This is a genomic window from Streptomyces sp. NPDC055632, from assembly GCF_053618675.1.
The window spans coordinates 446,755-466,084 of record NZ_JBSHHY010000001.1 but is presented as its reverse complement, the minus strand read 5'-3'; the positions used below and the strand labels follow the sequence as shown (position 1 = coordinate 466,084).

Annotated in this window: 16 protein-coding genes; 8 read left to right on the top strand and 8 right to left on the bottom strand. The window is 73.9% G+C overall.

Annotated elements, in window-relative coordinates; all coding sequences use genetic code 11:
• Positions 1 to 22: 22 nt before the first annotated feature.
• Positions 23 to 1,894, top strand: a complete 1,872-nt coding sequence (locus tag ACWGSR_RS02025; RefSeq protein WP_453563009.1) for an SIP domain-containing protein — start codon at positions 23 to 25, stop codon at positions 1,892 to 1,894.
• 43 nt (positions 1,895 to 1,937) lie between these two features.
• On the opposite strand, the gene ACWGSR_RS02020 is transcribed toward ACWGSR_RS02025, so the two are convergent.
• Complete coding sequence (locus ACWGSR_RS02020) at positions 1,938 to 2,582, bottom strand: isochorismatase family protein (protein ID WP_453563008.1); 645 nt, start codon at positions 2,580 to 2,582, stop codon at positions 1,938 to 1,940.
• A 186-nt stretch (positions 2,583 to 2,768) separates the two neighbouring features.
• On the opposite strand from ACWGSR_RS02020, the gene ACWGSR_RS02015 reads away from it, so the two are divergent.
• Positions 2,769 to 4,178 (top strand): amidase, encoded by a 1,410-nt coding sequence (locus ACWGSR_RS02015; protein ID WP_453563006.1) that lies wholly within the window; start codon positions 2,769 to 2,771, stop codon positions 4,176 to 4,178.
• Between the two features lie 18 nt (positions 4,179 to 4,196).
• Here the strand turns inward: ACWGSR_RS02015 and ACWGSR_RS02010 are convergent, their stop codons facing one another.
• On the bottom strand, positions 4,197 to 4,955 hold the full coding sequence (locus ACWGSR_RS02010; RefSeq protein WP_453563004.1) for a uracil-DNA glycosylase: 759 nt from the start codon (positions 4,953 to 4,955) through the stop codon (positions 4,197 to 4,199).
• A gap of 149 nt (positions 4,956 to 5,104) precedes the next feature.
• Between ACWGSR_RS02010 and ACWGSR_RS02005 the strand changes: the two genes are divergently transcribed.
• Genes ACWGSR_RS02005 through ACWGSR_RS01995 form a run of 3 tightly spaced genes read left to right on the top strand, consistent with a single transcriptional unit; the run spans position 5,105 to position 9,013 of the window.
• Positions 5,105 to 5,965 (top strand): ABC transporter ATP-binding protein, encoded by an 861-nt coding sequence (locus ACWGSR_RS02005; protein ID WP_453563003.1) that lies wholly within the window; start codon positions 5,105 to 5,107, stop codon positions 5,963 to 5,965.
• On the top strand, positions 5,962 to 6,942 hold the full coding sequence (locus tag ACWGSR_RS02000; protein WP_453563002.1) for an iron-siderophore ABC transporter substrate-binding protein: 981 nt from the start codon (positions 5,962 to 5,964) through the stop codon (positions 6,940 to 6,942). The genes ACWGSR_RS02005 and ACWGSR_RS02000 overlap by 4 nt, the downstream gene beginning before the upstream one ends.
• A 4-nt stretch (positions 6,943 to 6,946) precedes the next feature.
• Positions 6,947 to 9,013, top strand: coding sequence for an iron ABC transporter permease (locus tag ACWGSR_RS01995; RefSeq protein WP_376232176.1), 2,067 nt, complete (start codon positions 6,947 to 6,949; stop codon positions 9,011 to 9,013).
• Positions 9,014 to 9,105: 92 nt separating this feature from the next.
• Here ACWGSR_RS01995 and ACWGSR_RS01990 read toward each other — a convergent pair whose 3' ends face one another.
• Together ACWGSR_RS01990 and ACWGSR_RS01985 are read right to left on the bottom strand one after the other, a co-directional pair.
• Positions 9,106 to 9,798, bottom strand: coding sequence for a MarR family transcriptional regulator (locus ACWGSR_RS01990; RefSeq protein ID WP_453563000.1), 693 nt, complete (start codon positions 9,796 to 9,798; stop codon positions 9,106 to 9,108).
• Positions 9,799 to 9,948: 150 nt separating this feature from the next.
• Positions 9,949 to 10,806, bottom strand: a complete 858-nt coding sequence (locus ACWGSR_RS01985; protein ID WP_453562998.1) for a methionyl-tRNA formyltransferase — start codon at positions 10,804 to 10,806, stop codon at positions 9,949 to 9,951.
• A gap of 278 nt (positions 10,807 to 11,084) precedes the next feature.
• On the opposite strand from ACWGSR_RS01985, the gene ACWGSR_RS01980 reads away from it, so the two are divergent.
• The 3 genes from ACWGSR_RS01980 to ACWGSR_RS01970 all read left to right on the top strand — a co-directional run bounded on the left by ACWGSR_RS01980 (position 11,085) and on the right by ACWGSR_RS01970 (position 14,533).
• Positions 11,085 to 12,437: a lysine N(6)-hydroxylase/L-ornithine N(5)-oxygenase family protein gene (locus ACWGSR_RS01980; protein WP_453562997.1), complete on the top strand. Its 1,353-nt coding sequence runs from the start codon at positions 11,085 to 11,087 to the stop codon at positions 12,435 to 12,437.
• Positions 12,438 to 12,610: 173 nt separating this feature from the next.
• Positions 12,611 to 13,666, top strand: a complete 1,056-nt coding sequence (locus ACWGSR_RS01975) for an iron-siderophore ABC transporter substrate-binding protein (protein WP_453562996.1) — start codon at positions 12,611 to 12,613, stop codon at positions 13,664 to 13,666.
• A gap of 111 nt (positions 13,667 to 13,777) precedes the next feature.
• The gene (locus ACWGSR_RS01970) at positions 13,778 to 14,533 is read left to right on the top strand and encodes a phosphopantetheine-binding protein (RefSeq protein ID WP_453562995.1); all 756 of its coding nucleotides are present in this window, start codon (positions 13,778 to 13,780) and stop codon (positions 14,531 to 14,533) included.
• A gap of 101 nt (positions 14,534 to 14,634) precedes the next feature.
• Here ACWGSR_RS01970 and ACWGSR_RS01965 read toward each other — a convergent pair whose 3' ends face one another.
• The 4 genes from ACWGSR_RS01965 to argC all read right to left on the bottom strand — a co-directional run bounded on the left by ACWGSR_RS01965 (position 14,635) and on the right by argC (position 19,103).
• A complete protein-coding gene (locus tag ACWGSR_RS01965; protein WP_453563102.1) occupies positions 14,635 to 15,765 on the bottom strand; it encodes an acetylornithine transaminase in 1,131 nt (376 codons plus the stop codon).
• A gap of 47 nt (positions 15,766 to 15,812) precedes the next feature.
• A complete protein-coding gene (argB, locus tag ACWGSR_RS01960) occupies positions 15,813 to 16,829 on the bottom strand; it encodes an acetylglutamate kinase (protein ID WP_453562994.1) in 1,017 nt (338 codons plus the stop codon).
• Entirely contained in the window at positions 16,826 to 17,977 is a 1,152-nt protein-coding gene (gene argJ, locus ACWGSR_RS01955; RefSeq protein ID WP_453562993.1) for a bifunctional glutamate N-acetyltransferase/amino-acid acetyltransferase ArgJ, read from the bottom strand. Before argJ ends, argB begins: the two co-directional genes overlap by 4 nt.
• 88 nt (positions 17,978 to 18,065) lie before the next feature.
• Positions 18,066 to 19,103: an N-acetyl-gamma-glutamyl-phosphate reductase gene (gene argC, locus ACWGSR_RS01950; protein ID WP_453562992.1), complete on the bottom strand. Its 1,038-nt coding sequence runs from the start codon at positions 19,101 to 19,103 to the stop codon at positions 18,066 to 18,068.
• Positions 19,104 to 19,330: the final 227 nt, after the last annotated feature.

Here is a 19,330-nt window from a genome sequence, read left to right as displayed (position 1 = left end):
CGCGCACGAAGGAGCAGCACCCATGCCCACCCGCAGCCCCCGCTCGGTCGTCACCTTCCCCATCGTGCTGCGCGAGCTGACCGTGCTGCGCGCCGAGAACCTCACCCCCGGGATGCGCCGCCTCACCCTCGGCGGGCCCCAGCTCGACGCCTTCGTCAAGGACGGCCTGGAACTCCCCGCCCTGCGCACCGAGGGCTTCGACGACCACGTGAAGTTCTTCTTCGCCGACGAGACCGGGCGCCTCGTCCTGCCCCGGCAGCAGGTGAGCAGCCTCGACTGGTCGGACGGGCGGCCCGTCGCCAAGGACTACACCCCGGTCGGCCACGACCCCGACAAGGGCGAGATCGTCTTCGACTTCGTCCGCCACGACGGCGGCGTCGCCTCCACCTGGGCCGAGAACGCGGGCCCGGGCGACAGCGCCTGGATCGCCGGCCCGAAGATGTCCCACAGCCACCCCGAGGGCGCCGACTGGATCCTCGTCGTCGGCGACGAGACCGCCCTGCCGGCCATCGGCCGCTGGCTCGCCGAGATGCCCGAGGGCACCAAGGCACGCGTCTTCATCGAGGTCGGCGAGGACAGCCACCGCCAGGAGCTGCCCACCAAGGCCGACGCCGAGATCGTCTGGCTCTCCCGGAACGGCGCCCCGGCCGGCACCACCGACCTCCTGGAGCAGGCCGTCCGCGCCGCCGACTGGCTGCCCGGCACCGTCTTCGCCTGGGTCGCCGGCGAGGCCGTCACCCTCAAGGGCATCCGCCGCCACCTGGCGACGGAGCGCCGGGTCCCGCGCGAGCAGACCCACATCACGGGGTACTGGCGCCGCACCGCGCCCGCCGTCCCCGCCGACTCCGCTTCGGCCGAGGCGCTGCCCGACGCCCCCGTGGTGACGGAGGAGGACGAGGACGACGCGCACGAGCGCCTCCACGAACTCACCGACCTGGCGCCCCCCTACGCCATCCGCACCGCCGTCACCCTCGGCGTCTTCGACCTGGTCGACCGGGGCGTGCGAAGCGCCGCCGAGATCGCCCGGGGCGCCGAGGCCCACCCGGCCACCCTCAAGGCCCTCCTGGACTACCTCGTGGGGATCGAGCTGCTCGCCACCGACGGCGAGGGCGACTACAGCCTCACCCCGATCAGCGAGGAGCTGGTCGAGGACGACCACTCGGCGGAGGAGTACCACCTGGAGGGCGCCGAGGCCGCGTTCGACGCCTCCCTCTCCGGTCTGCTGCACACCGTCCGCACCGGGAAGGCCGGCTACCGCACCCTCGCCGGACGCACCCTGACCGAGGAGATGGCCCGGGAGTCGCGGATCGCCGACACCGCCCGCGCCGCCGTCGAGGACGAGGCCCGCTGGATCGCCCCCGGCGTGCTGCGCGCCCACGACTGGTCGGCCGTCACCGAGCTGACCGCAACCGGCCACGGCGTCGCGACCGTCGTCGAGACCCTGGTCAAGGAGTTCCCGGAGCTGCGCGCGCGGATCGTCGCCATGCCCTCGGTGCTCCGGGTGCTGCGCGAGGCGATCATCGACGAGGACCTGCTGCCCCGGATCGACCTGGTCGCCGGCTCCGGCGCCGTACCGGCCGGCACGCGCACCCTGCTGATGTCGCGCCAGCTGGAGTGGCAGGACGACGAGGACGCGGTGCACACCCTCTCCGAGGCCGCCGCCTCGCTCGCGCCGGAGGGCACCCTGCTCCTGGTCGAGCAGGTCGCGACCGGCGACCCCGAGGACATGGAGGCGGTCCTGCACCACCTGCGCCTCAAGTGCGCCTTCGGCTCCGGGGTGCGCGACGCCGAGGAGGTCGCCGCGCTCGCCGCGGCCGCGGGCCTCGCCGTGCGCTCCCGCGCCGACGTCGGCTGGGACCACCGCCTCTGGACCCTGGAGCGCGCGGCCTCCTAGGGCGTGTCCGGCGGGTGGCGCTCCCTCGGGGGCGCCACCCGCGTTACGCGTCGCGCCGGTTCCTGCCGAGGAGCAGGCCGCGCAGCAGGTCGTCGGTCGTACAGACCACGCCGCTGCGCGCGGCCCAGCGCAGGGCCATCTCGTGCTCCTCGGCGGAGTAGTCGGCCACGGCGTCGGCGACGACGAAGGGCTGTATGTCGTTCATGAAGGCGTCGGCGGCGGTCAGCAGCACCCCGAGGTGGGCGTAGACCCCGCAGATGATGAGCTGGTCGCGCCCCTCCTCGCGCAGCAGCCGGCCGAGGTGGCTGCGGAGGAAGGCGTTCTGCCGGGCGTTGGGGAGCAGGTGCTCGCCGGGGCGCGGGGTGAGGGGCTCGATGATCGCGGCGTCCCCGGGGCCGTCGCCGATCGCCGGTCCCCAGACGTCCGCGGCGAGCCCGCGCTGCACGGTCGGCTCGGCGCTGAAGACCACGGGCAGGCCGAGGGCCCCGGCCAGCTCGCGCAGCGCCACGATGTTGCCGACGAGGTCCACGACGGGCGGCTGCCGGGCCGGGAAGCGTCCGACGAAGTGGTTCTGCATGTCGTGGACGAGCAGGGCGGCGCGCTCCGGGTCGATGCGCCAGGGGGCGCTGGAGCGGGGGAGGGCCGACCGGTCGGGCATGGCGTAGGAATCGATGGCCGGCAGTCCCATGGCTGTTCCCTCCCTGCCGCGGCGGCCGTGGGCCGGGCGCGTGAAATCCAGTTAGCTTAGCCTAACCTAACTATTTCTCCTTCGGGATGGTTGAAAAGAACTCACCTTCCTTCCGGGGCTCGCCTGTTACCCATGGGTACGCGATGATGGGGGCCGACCGACCACACGCGGGGACTTGGGGCAGCGGTGACGACTTTCGACGAACGGACCACGGTGCACGCCTTCCGGGACGACGCACTGGGGGAGCACGACGCGGTGGGCCTCGCGGCGGCGATCCGGCGGGGCGAGGTGAGCGCCGCCGAGGCGGCCCGGGACGCGGCCGAGCGCGTACGGGCCGTGGAGGGGCGGCTCCACGCCGTCCAGGCGCACGCCGAACACCCGCTGCCCGGACCGGGAGCGGGCCTCCTCGCCGGAGTGCCGACCTTCGTCAAGGACAACACCGACTACCGGGGACTGCCCACCGGCCACGGCAGCGCCGCCTTCACGCCGAGGCCCGCCCGCCGGCACGCGGCCTTCACCCGGCAGTTCCTCAGCAGCGGCGTCACCGTCCTCGGCAAGACCAGGCTCCCCGAGTTCGGCTTCAGCCCGTCCACGGAGTACGAGGGCGCCGAACCCGTCCGCAACCCCTGGAACACCGACCGCTCGGCGGGCGGCTCCTCGGGCGGCAGCGCGGCGCTCGTGGCCGCCGGAGCGGTACCGATCGCGCACGCCAACGACGGCGGCGGCTCCATCCGGATCCCGGCCGCCTGCTGCGGCCTCGTCGGGCTCAAGCCGAGCCGGGGCCGGGTCGTGCCCAGCGCCCAGGGCCGCCAACTCCCGCTCGACATCGTCTCCGACGGCATCGTCAGCCGCTCCGTACGGGACTCGGCCGCCTTCCTCGCCGCCGCCGAGCGGCACTGGCGCAACCCGAAGATGCCGCCCCTCGGCCTGGTGGAGGGCCCCTCGGAGCGCCGGCTGCGCGTCGGCTTCCTCCTCGACTCGCCGACCGGCGTCACCTCCGACGACGCGACCCGGGCCGCCGTGGCGGAGACCGCGGCGCGGCTCGAACGGCTCGGCCACGCGGTGGAGCCGGTGGAGATCGCCGTCGACCCCCGCTTCACCGGCGACTTCCTCACCTACTGGGGCTTCCTGTCGTTCCTCCTCGGCACCACGGGCCGCACCCTCGGCGCCGACTTCGACCGCCACCGCATGGACGGCCTCAGCCGGGGCCTGCGCGCGGCCTACCTGGAGAACTGGCGGAGCACCCTGGGCGTCCTGCGCAGGCTCAGGCGCACGAAGGAGGCGTACGCGGCGGCCTTCCGCGGCCTCGACCTGGTCCTCTCCCCGGTCCTCGCCCACCCCGCGCCCCGGCTCGGCCACCTCGCCCCGGGCGTCCCGTACCCGACGCTGATCGAGCGGATCCTCGCGTACGTCGCGTTCACGCCGATCGACAACGTCGTGGGCACGCCGTCGCTGTCCCTGCCCGTGGGCGCGACGGAGGACGGGCTGCCCGTCGGCGTCATGTTCGCGGGGCGGCCCGGCGCCGAACGGACCCTTCTGGAGCTCGCGTTCGAGCTGGAGGCGGACCGGCCGTTCCGGCGCGTCCAGGACGTGTGACGCCCGGCCGGCCCGGGTTCACCCCGTCACCGGGAGGCCGGCCGTGCGGGCGGCCTCCGCGAGCACCTCGCGCAGCATCTCCCGCGTGAGCCGTCCGGTGAACACGTTGCGCTGACTCACGTGGTAGCTGCCGAACACCGTGAGCGGAGGGTCCCCCGGGGAGGCCGGGGCCAGGACCGTCCGCACGCCGTGCCCGAACTTCGGGCGCGGCCGGGGCACGAGCCAGCCGGCCCCGGCCAGGGCGGGCAGCGCCGCCTGCCAGCCGAAGCCGCCCAGGACGACGACGGAGCGCAGCGTCGGGCGCAGCAGCCGCGCCTCGCGGGCCAGCCAGGGGCGGCAGGCGTCCCGCTCGCCGGGCGTGGGGTGGTTGTCGGGCGGGGCGCAGTGCACCGGCGCCGTGACCCTCACCCCGTACAGTTCGAGGCCGTCGTCGAGGCCCGTGACCGTCTCCCGCGAGGCCAGGCCCAGTTCGTACAGCGTCGCGTACAGCAGGTCGCCGGCCCGGTCGCCGGTGAACATCCGGCCGGTGCGGTTCCCGCCGTGCGCGGCGGGCGCCAGGCCGCTGATCAGGAGGGAGGCGTCCGGCGGGCCGAAGCCGGGCACCGGGCGCCCCCAGTACTCCTGGCCCCGGAACGCGGCGCGCCCGGTGCGGGCGGTCTCCTCCCGCCACGCCACCAGGCGCGGGCAGGCCCGGCACCGCACGAGCCGCGCGTCGAGGCCGGCGGGGGTGCGCGCCCGGGCGGCGGCCCGTACGGGATAGTCCTCGGCAGTGCACACGGTCGGTCCGCTCCGTCCGGAAGGGGAAGTCCTCTCCGGCCCCCTACCCGCCGTGCGTCGACGGCCGACGGATTGGCGGATTTCCGTCTTGCCCGCGCAGAGACAACCCCCCGTTTCGCCTAACACTTAGGTTAGGCTAACCTACGGCTGTGCGAGCTGGAGAAGAGAGATCCGCGGTCGGTGGTCCCCGCGGCCACGAACTGGCGGCCACGGGAGTCACCGTGGCCTACGAGGGCGTCGACGTCGTCCACGACGCGGCGCTGACGCTGCGCCCCGGCGAGGTCACCGTCCTCGTCGGTCCGAACGGCAGCGGGAAGTCGACGCTCCTGCGGACGATCTCGCGGCTCCAGAAGCCGCGGACCGCCACGCTCGTCATCGACGACGCCACCGACGGCCTCGCGCTGTCCCCCCGCGACTTCTCGCGCCACGTCGCCCTGCTCACCCAGGGGCGCCCCACGCCCGGCGGCCTGACCGTGCGCGACGTGGTCGAGTTCGGCCGCTACCCGTACCGGGGCCGCTGGGGGAAGGCCGACCCGGACGGCCGCGCCGCCGTGGACCGCGCCCTCGCCCTGACGGGCGTCGCCGAGTTCGCCGACCGGGGCGCCGAGCACCTCTCCGGCGGACAGCTCCAGCGCGTCTGGCTCGCGAGCTGCCTCGCCCAGGAGACCGGCGTCCTGCTCCTGGACGAACCCACCACCTACCTCGACCTGCGCTACCAGGTCGAACTCCTCGACCTCGTCCGCGACCTGGCGGACGACCACGGCATCGCCGTCGGAGCCGTCCTGCACGACCTCGACCAGGCGGCCGCCGTCGCCGACCGGGTCGCGCTCCTCCACGCGGGACGGGTCGTCGCCGACGGCTCCCCGCAGGACGTCCTGACGGCGGAGCGGCTGACCGACACGTACGGCATCCGCATCGAAGTCGACACCGACCCCCTGACCGGCCGGCTGCGCACGCGCGCCGTCGGACGGCACCACACGCGAAGCGAAAGGCTCACCACTCCCTCATGAGACGCCTCCTCCTCACCACGGCCACCGCCACCGTCGCGGCCCTCGCCCTGACCGCCTGCGGCACCACCGAGCCCGCCGCGGACAAGAAGGCGGAGAAGACCGCCGAGAGCATCACCCTCACCGACTCCACCGGTGCCAAGGTCGTCCTCGACGGCCCCGCCAAGAAGGTCGTCGGCACCGAGTGGAACGTCGTCGAGAGCCTCATCTCCCTCGGCGTCGCCCCCGTCGGCGTCGCGGACGTCAAGGGCTACAAGACGTGGGACACCGCCGTCCCGCTGAAGAACGACGCCAAGGACATCGGCACCCGCGGCGAGCCGAGCGTGGAGACCGTCGCCGCCCTCGCGCCCGACCTCATCGTCGCCACCGACGACCTGAAGCCGGCCGTCGTGAAGCAGCTGCGCAAGGTCGCGCCCGTCCTGGAGCTCAAGGCCGCCGACGGGGCCGACCCGATCGGGCGGATGACGAAGAACCTCGACCTCATCGCCCGGGCCACCGGCACCACGGCCAAGGCCGACCAGCTCAAGAAGGACTTCGACACCAAGATCGAGGACGGCAGGAAGAAGCTCGCCACCGCCGGTCTCGCCGGTGCGCGGTACGCCTTCGCCGACGGCTACCTCGTCTCCAACCAGGTCTCCATCCGGCCCTACACCAGCGGCTCGCTCATCGGCGCCGTCAACGAGCGGCTCGGCCTGAAGAACGCCTGGACCGTCAAGGGCGACCCGGCCTACGGCCTCGGCAGCACCGACGTCGAGGGCCTCACCAAGCTCGGCGACGTGCACTTCGCCTACATCGCCAACGAGCAGGACCCGAGCAGCACCCCGTTCGGCGGCGTCCTCACCAAGGACAAGGTCTGGACCTCCCTGCCGTTCGTCAAGAAGGGCAACGTCCACCGCCTGCCCGACGGCATCTGGATGTTCGGCGGACCCGAGTCGATGGGCAAGTACATCGACTCCGCCGTCGGGGAGCTGACGAAGTAACACCATGGCCGTCACCGCAACCACCCCCTCCACCCGTCCGACGACGGTCACGTCCCGGAGGAGCGCGGCCGCGGTGACGGCCGCACTGGCCCTCCTCGTGGCGGGCCTCGCCCTCGTCGACGTCACCCAGGGCACCGCCGCCGTCGGCGGCGCCGAGGTCTGGAAGGCCCTCACCGGCCGGGCCGACCCCACCGACGCGTCCGTCGTCATCGCCTCCCGGCTGCCCCGGGCGGTCGCCGGACTTCTCGTCGGGGCCGCCCTCGGCATGGCGGGCTCCGCCCTCCAGGCCGTCAGCCGCAACGTCATCGCCTCGCCGGACACCCTCGCGGTCAACGCCGGCTCCTACCTGGCGCTCGGCCTCGCCGCCGTCACCGGCGTCTCGCTGCCGCTCTTCGCCACCTCCGGGGTCGCCTTCGCCGGCGGCCTGGCCGCGGCCGCCGTCGTCCTCGGCCTCTCCGGCCTCGGCGCGGGCACCGTCCGGCTCGTCCTCGCCGGAAGCGCCCTCACCCTCGGCCTCACCGCCGTCACCGAGGGCCTGCTCCTGCTCTTCCCCAAGGAGACCGAGGGCCTCTACCAGTGGAACCAGGGCAGCATCTCGCAGAACGGCTTCGACGGCGTCCTGCAGATGGCGCCCGTCGCCCTCGCCGCCCTCGCCGGACTGATCCTGCTCGCCCGCCGGGTCGACGCCCTGGCCCTCGGCGACGACGCGGCCCGCGGCCTCGGCGTCCCCGTCCGCTCCACCCGGGTCACGGCCGTCGTCCTCGCCGCGCTCCTCTCGGCCGCCGCGGTCACGCTCGCCGGACCGATCGGCTTCGTCGGCCTGTGCGCCCCCGCGCTCGTCCGCGGCCTGGCGCGCCGGGCCCAGCGGCTGCACCGCTCCCGCGTGGGCCTGCCGGTCGCGGGCCTCACCGGCGCCGCCCTCGTCCTCGGCTCGGACGTGCTGCTGCGCGCCGTCATCCCCGCGGACGTGGCCGTCGCCGTGCCGACCGGCATCGTCACCAGCCTCGTCGGCGCCGTCTTCCTGATCGCCATGGCCGTCAGGGTCAAGGACACCGCCGGAGCCACGCCGGTCGAGAAGCTGCGCATCAGGAGCCGGACCGCCTTCCTCGTCACCACCGGCGTGCTCGTCGTCCTGGTCGTCGGCGTGGTCGTCGCGAGTGTGCTGCTCGGCGACTCCAAGCTGCTCCTGGGCGACGTCGTGAACTGGGCCCAGGGCCGGGCGGGCCGGACCGTCACCTTCGTGCTCGACACCCGGGTGCCCAGGGTCGTCGCGGCGCTCCTCGCGGGCGCGGCCCTCGCCCTGTCCGGCACGCTCGTCCAGGCCGTCACCCGCAACCCGCTGGCGGAGCCCGGCATCCTCGGCGTCTCCCACGGCGCCGCGCTCGGCGCCGTCCTCCTCGTCACCACGGTGCCGCTGGCCGATTCGTGGAGCGTGGCCGGCGCCGCGTTCGCGGGCGCCGCCGTCAGCTCGGTCCTGGTCTTCGGCCTCGCCGCGCGCGGCGGGTTCCAGCAGAACCGGCTCGTGCTCGTCGGCTTCGGCGCGGCCACCGCGAGCGCCGCCCTCATCAGCCTGCTCATCGTCCTCACCGACCCGTTCAACGCGGCGAAGGCGCTCACCTGGCTGTCGGGCTCCACCTACGGGCGGACCTTCCCCGACGCGGTGCCCCTCGCCGTGGTCCTGACGGCGGGTCTGGTCGTCGCCGTCCTGCGGCGCGCGGAGCTCGACCTCGTCTCGCTCGACGAGGACACCCCCCGGCTCCTCGGGCTCGACCTCGGCCGCGGGCGCCTGGGCTTCCTCGTGCTGAGCGTCCTGCTCAGCGCCACCGCGGTGGCCGCCGCCGGCACGATCGGCTTCGTCGGTCTCGTCGCCCCGCACGCCGCCCGCGCCCTGGTGGGCCGCCGGCACGCGCGCGTGGTCCCGGTGGCGGTGCTCCTCGGCGGGGTGCTCGTCTGCACCGCGGACCTGGTGGGCCGGACGGTGATCGCACCGGCCCAGCTCGGCGCCGGCATGATGACGGCCGTCATCGGCACGCCGTACTTCCTCCACCTGCTCGTCCGCAGCCGCCGCTGAGGACCGCCGGGTCTTCCCGGTCCTCCCGTGTCTCCTCCGGTCTTCCGGGGCTTTCCGGGTCCTCCCGGGTACGGACGGCCGCGCGCCCCGCGTCAGGGGCGCACGGCCGTTCTCGCTCCCGCCTCCAGATGGGTGTGCACGCGGCGCAGCAGCGAGGAGAGGAGCCGGCGCTCCTCCGAGTCGAGGGGGGCGAGGATCTCGTCGTCCGCCGAGGTGATGTCCGCGCCCAGCTCGGCCAGGGCGGACCCGCCCTCGGGGGTCAGGCGCACCACGATCCGGCGCCGGTCCTCCGGGTCCCGGGCGCAGACCACGTACCCCGTCTTGACGAGGTCGTTGACGATCCGCACCAGGTCGCTGGCGTTCATGTCGAGCCGCGCGGCGAGGACGGTCTTCATCTGGGGGCCCAGATCGGAGAGGAGGGCGAGCACGGTGAGGTGCCAGAGCCTTAACCCCCGTGCGGTCAGCCGGTCCTGGAGCCTGCGCCGCGCCGCCTTGCCGAGCGCGTACATCAGGTACGCGTTGAGGTCGAGCACGCTGGGCGGCGTCATGCTCATGGACGGGGGCCCGGCGGCCGGGCGGTCCGCGCCGGCCTTCGGATCCGCGCTCTCGACGACGGCGGCCGCGGCGACGGCGGTGGCGGGCGGGGCGGTGAGGAGCGTCAGGTCGGCGCCCGCGAGGCCCTTGAGCACCTGCGCCCAGTCGGTCGGCATGTTCGATATGCCGACGACGGCGAACCGCGCGCCGCTCGGATCGTGTGCGGTGCCGGAGAAGACCGGTTGCTCCATCGCTGTTCCTCGCTGTCCACGTGCCGTACGCGACGGTCCGAACTGCCGCACGGACCATCTGTGTTAGGTGAGCCTAACCTAATTTTGCTCTACGATGCCGGTCCGCCCCGGGACCGTCCGGGGCGGACTGGTGTTCTCGGTGACCGCCCGTCAGGGACGGGTGGTCGGATGGCCGCCCATGGAGGTGAAGTACTCCGTGGCGGGCGATTCCCGGCCGTCCGCGAGCCCGTGGTCGCGGCCGGTGCGGGCGCCGGCGCCGGCGACGATCACCACGTCCTCGCCCTCCCGGTGGAAGGTGAACGCACTGGGGTACGGCGCGGACTGGGTGCGCACCAGCCGCTCCAGGACCTCGGCCGGCCAGGTCCGGTCGATCCTGACGTCCTCTTCGGCCCGCTTGTGGGAGAAGGTGGCCTGCGACCGGTCCTGCGGGGTGAAGTCCGTGTGTCCCGAGGTGATCGGGTCGAGCGCGCCGACGGTGACCGGGGCGATGAGGTCGACGGCCTTGTGGAAGAGGTCGGTGGCCGTGTCCTTCGGTCCGACCGCGACCGCGCGCTGCAGGGCGATGTCGCCGGCGTCGAGGACGTCGTCCATCATGTGGGCGGTGGCGCCGACTTCGGTCTCGCCGTTGAAGAGGGCCCGGATCAGGGGCGAGAACCCGGCGTACTTGGGCAGCGGCGGGTCGTGGACGTTCGGCGTGCCGTGCCGGGGCGGGGTGCAGATGCGCGGCGGGATCCAGGTGAGCCAGTTGTTGGCCACGATGATGTCCGGGTCGGCGTCCTTGAGGAGCTGGAACAGCTCTTCGTCGTCCGGTCGGTTGCGGACGGCCACGGGAACGCCGTGCTCCTCGGCGAGATCGGCGACGGAGTCGCTCCAGATCTTCTCGTAGGCGTGCTCGCTCCTGGGATGGGTTACCACCGTCACCGCCGTCACCACGTCGTGCTCGGACTCCAGGAGCGCCCGCAGGGTGCGGTGGCCCCAGGTCTGATGGCCGAACATGACGACCCGCATGGGCAAGTTACTCCTCGGGAGAGCGGTGGATCACTCGCAAGTAAAGCAAGGCTAACCTAAGGATACAACAGGGCGCCTCCATCGGTCAGTTGGCCGGGCCGGCATGGTCCGTGTCCGATTCGCCCCCGTCGACAGCCCGGGCAGATCAGGTTAGCTTTACCTAAGTTCGATCGGTGATGTCCCCGTCACCGGTGCGTCCGGACCCCGCCCTTCCCCACGCCTGACAGTGCGCCTGACAGTGCGCCTGACAGGCGGCTGTCCCGCACGATGGGAGTGACATGTCGCAGGCTCTTCCTGGTGACGCGCCGGTGATCCACGACCTCATGGGAATCGGCTTCGGGCCGTCCAACGTGGCCATGGCGATCGCGCTCACCGAGCACAACGCGCGTGTCGGCAGGGACGAGGCGGTCACCGCCCACTTCTTCGAGCGGCAGCCCGTCTTCGGCTGGCACCGCGGCATGCTGCTCGACGACGCCACCATGCAGGTCTCCTTCCTCAAGGACCTGGTGACCCTGCGGAATCCGAGCAGCGAGTACAGCTTCCTCTGCTACCTGCAGAGCAAGGGGCGGCTGGTCGACTTCGTCAACCACAAGAGCCTCTTCCCGCTGCGCGTCGAGTTCCACGACTACTTCGAGTGGGCGGCGGCCAAGGTCGACGACATGGTCTCCTACGGCCACGAGGTCGTCTCGGTGGAGCCCGTCGTCCGCGACGGCGTGATCGAGTACCTGGACGTGACGGCCCGCTCCGGCACCGAGACCGTGGTCCACCGGGCCCGCAACCTCGTCATCGGCACCGGACTGCGCCCGCTCATGCCCGAGGGCGTCGAGCGCGGCGACCGCGTCTGGCACAGCTCCGAACTGCTCGCCAAGGCCGACGGCCTCGAAGGCGCCGACCCCGCCCGCTTCGTGGTCGTCGGCGCCGGCCAGAGCGCCGCCGAGAACGTCGCCTACCTCCACCGCCGCTTCCCGGACGCGGAGGTCTGCTCCGTGTTCGCGCGCTACGGCTACAGCCCCGCCGACGACAGCAAGTTCGCCAACCGGATCTTCGACCCCGCGGCGGTCGACGAGTACTACACGGCGCCCGACGACATCAAGCGCAAGCTGATGGAGTACCACGGCAACACCAACTACTCCGTGGTGGACGTCGACCTCATCGACGACCTCTACCGCCAGGCGTACCAGGAGAAGGTCCTCGGCAACGAACGGCTGCGCTTCATCAACGTGTCCCGCCTGACCGGGGTCGAGGAGGGACCGGACGGCGTCCGCGCCACCGTCGCCAACCTCGTCACCGGCGAGGACGGCGTCATCGAGGCCGACGTCGTGGTCTTCGCCACCGGCTACCGGCAGGCCGACGGCCTCGGCCTCCTCGGTGACGTCGCGGACCGCTGCCGCCGCGACGAACTCGGCCGCGTCCGCGTCGAACGCGACTACCGCGTCGCCGCCGACCCCGGACTGCGCTGCGGCATCTACCTCCAGGGCGGGACCGAGCACACGCACGGCATCACGTCGTCCCTGCTCTCCAACACCGCGATCAGGGTCGGCGAGATCCTGGAGTCGATCCTCGAACGGGGACCGGGAGACTCCTCCGATCCGGTCCGCCCGATCGCCGGCGGCATCGGCACGAGCCGCTAGACCGCCGGCATCGGCACGAGCCGCTAGACCGCCGGACCGCACGGCCGCCGGACCGCTCGCGCGGGCCCGGGGCGGCCTCCTCGCTCCACCCCCCACACCGCCGCGCACCACCGGCAGCGCCTCGCGCCGGGCGTGCGCGGCAGCACCGTGAAGTCCCCGTGAAAGGAACACACGTGTCCACTGGTACACGCCCCGCTCTGGCGCGGTTCGCCGGAAACGTCCCCCGCGCGGCCGTCGCCGCCGTCGCCGCGCTCGCTCTGGCCGCCTGTGGGAGCGGCACGGAGAAGACCGAGGGCGCCAAGCCGTCGGGCGAGCCGAGCGCGAGCACGTCGTCGGCCGGAGCCTTCCCGGTGACCGTCGCGCACAAGTACGGCAGCACGACGATCGACGCCGAGCCGGAGAAGGTCGTCACGCTCGGCCTCTCCGACCAGGACGCGGTGCTCGCCCTGGGCGTCAAGCCGGTGGGCTCGGTGGACTGGTTCAAGGAGCAGCCGTACGGCAAGTGGCCCTGGGCCAAGGACAAGTGGGGCTCCACGCCGCCGCAGGTCGTCGGCGAGCGCGACGAGTACAACGTCGAGAAGATCGCGGCCCTCAAGCCGGACCTGATCATCGCGCAGTACTCGGGCATGAAGAAGGAGCAGTACGACACCCTCTCCAAGATCGCCAAGGTCGTCGCCCAGCCCAAGGAACACCCGGACTACGGCGCCCCCTGGCAGGTCATGACCCGCCAGATCGGCAAGGCGCTCGGCAAGGGCCCCGAGACCGAGAAGCTGATCACCGACGTCGACGCCCGCTTCAAGGCCGTCCGGGAGAAGCACCCCGAGTGGGCCGGCGAGACCCTGGCCGTGGCCGACAGCTTCGAGGTCGGCAAGTACTCGGCCTTCACCGAGACCGACCCCAAGTCGATCTTCTTCTCCGAGCTCGGCTTCAAGCTGAAGCCAGAGATCGACACCCTCGCCAAGCCGGGCTGGAACGTAGCCGAGCTCAGCGCCGAGAAGCTGAACGTGCTCGACACCGACCGCCTCGTCTGGGTCACCTCCAGCACCGAGGCCAACGACCGCATCAAGGCCGAGCCCCTCTACAAGAAGCTGAAGGTCAACCAGGAGAAGCGCGACCTGTTCGTGCCCTACCAGGACCCGGACATCGGCGCCGCCTTCTCCTTCAACACGGTCCTCTCGATCCCCTACGCGATCGACGAGATCGAGCCGCTCCTGACGGCCGTCAAGTAGCCGTCGACGGCCCCTCCGCACCCCTCCGCCCGTCCGCCGCCGGCCCCACGGCCGGCCGTGCGCCTGGTCGGCTACGCCGTGCCGGAGGCGTGCCGGAGGCGGGGCAGAGGCGTGCCGGAGGCGGAGGAGCGGGAGCCCGACCCGCAGGAGCTGCGCGCCCACGCGGCCGGCCTCCTGCCGGAGTACATGGTCCCGGCGCTCGTCGTCGCGCTCGACGGACCGCTGCCCCTCACACCCAACGGCAAGCTCGACCGGAAGGCGCTGCCCGCGCAGGACTGGGCCGCCATGACCGGCGACACCGGCCCGGCGAACGAGACGCAGGAGGGGCTCGCCGGACCGTTCCGCGAGATCCTCCGCCTCGACCGGGTCGGCGTCCACGACGACTTCTTCGCGCTCGGCGGCCACTCCATGGCCTCGATGCGGCTCCTGGGCCGCATCCGGGCCGAGTTCGGGGTCGAGCTGAGCATCCGGGACGTCTTCGACGCCCTCACGGTCGCCGGTCCGGAGGCCAAGCTGAAGGGCGCCGCCGCGGCCCGCCCGGCGCTCCTGCCCGCCGGGGCCCCCGAGGGGCTCCGGCCCGCCGCGCCCGTCCAGTGCCTCCGATGGAACGCGTCCCGCCGCTTCCCCGCCGTCGACCACGCCCTGGTGCTCCGCTCGCCCGGCGGCCTGGACGCGGAGGCCCTGGCGGCCGCGCTCGCCGACGTGGCGGTCCGCCACGAGTCGCTGCGCACCGCCTTCGCCGAACGCGACGGCGTCCTGCACCCCGTCGACGACCCGCACGCCGTCGACCCCTTCCGGATCGGGGACATCGAGGTCGTGGCGACCTTCGTGGACGGCCGCGAGGCGACGGAGGGGAAGAAACCGTGACCACGTCCCCCGAGTGCGACGACGCCCCCTGACGCCGGTACGCCATGACGGAGGGCGGGCCCGGAGCCGTACCGGCTTCCCGGGCCCGCCCTCCGTCGCGCTCAGGCGTCGAGGATCCCCGGCAGCGCCGCCACCAGGGCGTCGATCTGCTCCTCCGTCACCGTCAGGGCGGGAGCGAGCCGCACGGTGGCCGGGCCCGCCGCGTTGACGAGGAAGCCGGCGTCCTGGGCCGCCCGCTGGACCAGGGCGGCCCGCGGTTCGGCGAGCACGACGCCCAGGAGGAGGCCGGCGCCCCGCACCTCGGCGACGCCGGGGTGCTTCAGCTCCTCGATCCCCCGGCGCAGCCGCTCGCCCGACCGCACGGTCCGGGCGAGCAGTCCCTCGGCCTCCACGGTCCGCAGGACGGCGAGCCCGGCCGCGCACGCGATCGGGTTGCCGCCGAACGTGGAGCCGTGCTGACCGGGGCCGAGGAGCCCGGCCGCCGAGCCGAAGGCGACCACGGCGCCGATCGGGAGCCCGCCGCCCAGGCCCTTGGCGAGGGTGACCACGTCGGGGTCCACGTCCCGGTCCGCCTGGTGGGCGAACCAGTGGCCGGTCCGGCCGATCCCGGTCTGCACCTCGTCCAGGACGAGCAGCGTGCCGGTCGCCCGGGTGATCTCCCGCGCGGCCCGCAGATACCCCTCGGGCGCGGGGACGACCCCGCCCTCGCCCTGGACCGGTTCGAGGACGACCGCCGCGGTCTCCTCCGTGACGGCCGCGCGCAGCGCCCCGACGTCCCCGAACGGAACGTGCGTCACCTCACCGGGCAGCGGCAGGAAGGGCTCGCGCTTCGCCGGCTGGCCGGTGAGCGCCAGGGCCCCCATGGTGCGCCCGTGGAACCCGCCCTCGGCGGCGACCACGTGCGGACGGCCCGTCCGGCGGGCGATCTTGAAGGCCGCTTCGAGCGCCTCCGCGCCCGAGTTCGCGAAGAAGACCCTGCCCCGCCGGCCGAAGAGCCGGAGCAGCTCCTCGGCCAGGGCGACGGGCGGCTCGGCGACGAACAGGTTCGACACGTGGCCGAGCCGTTCGGCCTGCTCCCGGACGGCCGCGACGACGGCCGGGTGGGCGTGGCCCAGGGTGTTGACCGCGATCCCGCCGGTGAAGTCGGTGTACGTACGGCCCGACTCGTCCTCCACGGTGCTGCCCTCGCCCCGGACCAGGGCCAGCGGGGGAGTGCCGTACGTGTCCATCATGACCGCGCGCCAGCGGTCCGTGAGGGTTCTCGTGCTGTCGGGGGCGGTCACGCGTCGTCCTCCTCGGACGGGAAAGCGGATGCGGGGGAGGGGGAGGCTTCCGGTTCGGGGTCCGGGACCACGGTGGTGCCCGGCCCGTCCGCGGCGAAGACGCCGCCGAGGAGCGCGTGCGGCACCCGGCCGTCGACGACCCGGGCCGCGCGGACGCCCGCGCGGACCGCGCGCAGGCAGCCCTCCATCTTCGGGAGCATGCCGCTCGCCAGGCCCGGGAGCAGCGCGTCCAGCTCACCGGCCGTCAGCCGGGCGACGACCTCGGTGCTGCGCGGCCAGTCCGCGTACAGCCCCTCGACGTCGGTCAGGACCACCAGGCGGTCCGCGCCGAGCGCCACGGCGAGCGCGGAGGCCGCGAGGTCGGCGTTGACGTTGTAGACCTCCCCGTCCTCGCCCCGCGCGACGGGCGAGACGACGGGGATGCGGCCCGCCTCCAGGAGGGCCCGCACGGCGGCGGTCTCCACGGCCACGACCTCGCCGACGAGACCGATGTCCACGGACCGGCCGTCCACCCACGCGGGGCGCCGCACGGCGGTCATGGTGTGCGCGTCCTCGCCCGACAGGCCCACGGCGAACGGGCCGTGGGCGTTGAGGGCGCCGACCAGCTCCCGCTGCACCTGCCCGGTCAGCACCATGCGGACCACGTCCATGGTCTCGGGCGTGGTCACCCGCAGGCCCGCCTCGAAGCGGACCTCCAGGTCGAGGCGGTCGAGCATGGCGCTGATCTGCGGCCCGCCGCCGTGCACCACGACCGGCCGCAGGCCCGCGTGCCACAGCTCCACGACGTCCTGCGCGAAGGTCCGGTGCAGCGCCGGGTCCACCATGGCGTTGCCGCCGAACTTGACGACGACCGTCCGGCCCCGGAGCTCCTCGGCCCAGGGCAGGTCGGCGGCCGCGGTGACCGTGCCGGCGGCCGGGGCGGCCGTGGTGGCCGTGGTGGCCGTGGTGGCCGGGGCCTCGCCCGGCCGCGCGTGGGGGAGCGTCCCCGTCCGTGTCGTCCCGGGCCCGCTCATGAGCTGTACGCGCTGTTCTCGTGGACGTACTCGGCCGTCAGGTCGTTGGTCCAGAGGACCGCCGACGCGTCGCCGGACCGCAGGTCGGCGGTGATCGTGATCCGCCGGTCCGACAGGTCGACCTTGTCCCGGGACTCGCCCGCCGCGCCGTCCCGGCACACCCAGACGCCGTTGATCGCCACGTCGAGCCGGTCCGGGTCGAAGACGGCCGCCGTGGTGCCGATCGCGGAGAGCACCCGGCCCCAGTTGGGGTCCTCTCCGTGCAGGGCGCACTTGAGGAGGTTGTTGCGGGCGATGGAGCGGCCCACCTCGACGGCGTCCTCCTCGGAGGCCGCGCCGACGACGTGCACCTCGATCTCCTTGGAGGCGCCCTCGGCGTCCGCCACGAGCTGCCCGGCCAGGTCCAGGCAGACCGCGTGCACGGCTTCGGTGAACGCCGCCGGGTCGGGGACGGTCCCGGACGCGCCCGAGGCGAGCAGCAGGACGGTGTCGTTGGTGGACATGCAGCCGTCCGAGTCCACCCGGTCGAAGGTGGTGCGCACCGCCGCGCGGAGCGTCCCGTCGAGGGCGTCCGCGTCCACGTCGGCGTCGGTGGTGAGGACGACGAGCATGGTGGCGAGGCCGGGGGCGAGCATGCCGGCGCCCTTGGCCATGCCGCCGACCGTCCAGCCGTCCCGGGTCACCGAGGCGGTCTTGTGGACCGAGTCCGTCGTCCTGATCGCGACGGCCGCGTCCTCGCCGCCGTCCGGCGAGAGCAGTCGCCCGGCCGCGTCGACGCCCGCGAGGACGCGGTCCATCGGCAGCCGCACGCCGATCAGGCCGGTGGAGCAGACCGCGACCTCGTGCGGGTCCACGTCCACCGCGTCCGCCGTCCGCTCGGCCGTGAGACGCGTGTCGACGGCACCGGCCTGTCCCGTACAGGCGTTGGCGCCGCCGGAGTTGAGGACGACGGCGGATATCCGGCCGTCGGCCAGGACGCGCCGGGACCAGCGCACGGGCGCGGCCTGGACGCGGTTGGAGGTGAAGACGCCGGCGGCGGCGCGCGACGGCCCCCGGTTCACCACCAGGGCCAGATCGCGGTCACCGGACTCCTTGATGCCGGCGGCGATGCCGCAGGCGAGGAACCCCTGTGCAGCGGTCACACTCACTGTGCTTCTCCGTTCGCTTCTCCGCCCGCACAGCGCAGAGGTGCGGGCTTCGTCGTCGTCTGCGGACCGGTGGCTGCGCGTGCGTCGCTCACGGAGTGACTCCATTCGTGGGCAGGCCCAGCCGTTCCGGCAGGCCGAGGGCGACATTCATGCTCTGCACCGCGCCACCCGCGGTGCCCTTCGTCAGGTTGTCGACGGCGCTCACGCAGACCAGCCGGCCGGCGTCCGGGTCCACGGCGATCTGCACCTGGACCGTGTTGGACCCGAGGACGGCGGCGGTCGAGGGCCACTGCCCGGGCGGCAGCAGCCGGACGAACGGCTCGTCCGCGTAGGCGGACGCGTAGGCCTCGCGCACCGCCTCCGGGCCCGCGGCGAGCGCCTCGGGGCGGAGCCGTGCCGAGCAGGTGGCGAGGATGCCCCGGGGCATCGGGGCGAGCGTCGGGGTGAAGGAGACGGTGACGCGCTCGCCGGCCGCCAGGGAGAGGTTCTGGACGAGTTCGGGGGTGTGCCGGTGGCCGCCGCCGACCCCGTACGGGCTCATGGAGCCCATCACCTCGGCGCCGAGGAGGTGCGGTTCGAGGGCCCGTCCGGCGCCCGACGTCCCGCTGGCCGCGACGACCACGACCTCCGGCTCCACGAGCCGGGCCGCGTGCGCGGGGAACTGCGCGAGCGTGACCGCCGTGGGATAGCAGCCGGGCACGGCGATCCGCGTCGCGCCCTTCAACTCGTCACGCGCGCCCGGGAGTTCCGGGAGGCCGTACGGCCAGGTCCCGGCGTGTTCGGAGCCGTAGAAGCGTTCCCAGGCCGCCGGGTCGCGCAGGCGGAAGTCCGCCCCGCAGTCCACGATCAGCGTGCCGGGGTCCAACTCCCGCGCGTACGCGGCGGACTGCCCGTGCGGCAGGGCCAGGAAGACCACGTCGTGACCGCGCAGGGCGGCCGCCGAGGTCTCGCCGAGGACCCGGTCCGCGAGCTCCGCCAGCTGCGGCTGCACGGAGCCGAGGGTGCGGCCCGCGCTGCTGTGCGCGGTCACCGCGCCGATCTCCACGCCGGGATGCGACAGCAGCAGGCGGAGGAGCTCCCCGCCCGCGTAGCCGCTCGCACCGGCCACCGCGACCCTTACGGTCATGTTCTTCCGTCTCTCTCCGTACGTGTGGGGGCCGCCGCCCCGGGGAGGGGGCCGCGGAACGCCGTTCCAGGGTGGGGGCGCGGGGTTGCCGGCGCGGGCCCTCGGCCGTGCGTCCCGGCGAACGTCTCGCGGCGCCCCGCCGGACGGGGGCCGCGCGACGGGACCCGGCCCCGCGCGCCGCCGGCCTCGCGGACGGGGTGCGTCGCGGGACCGGTCGCCGTGCGCGG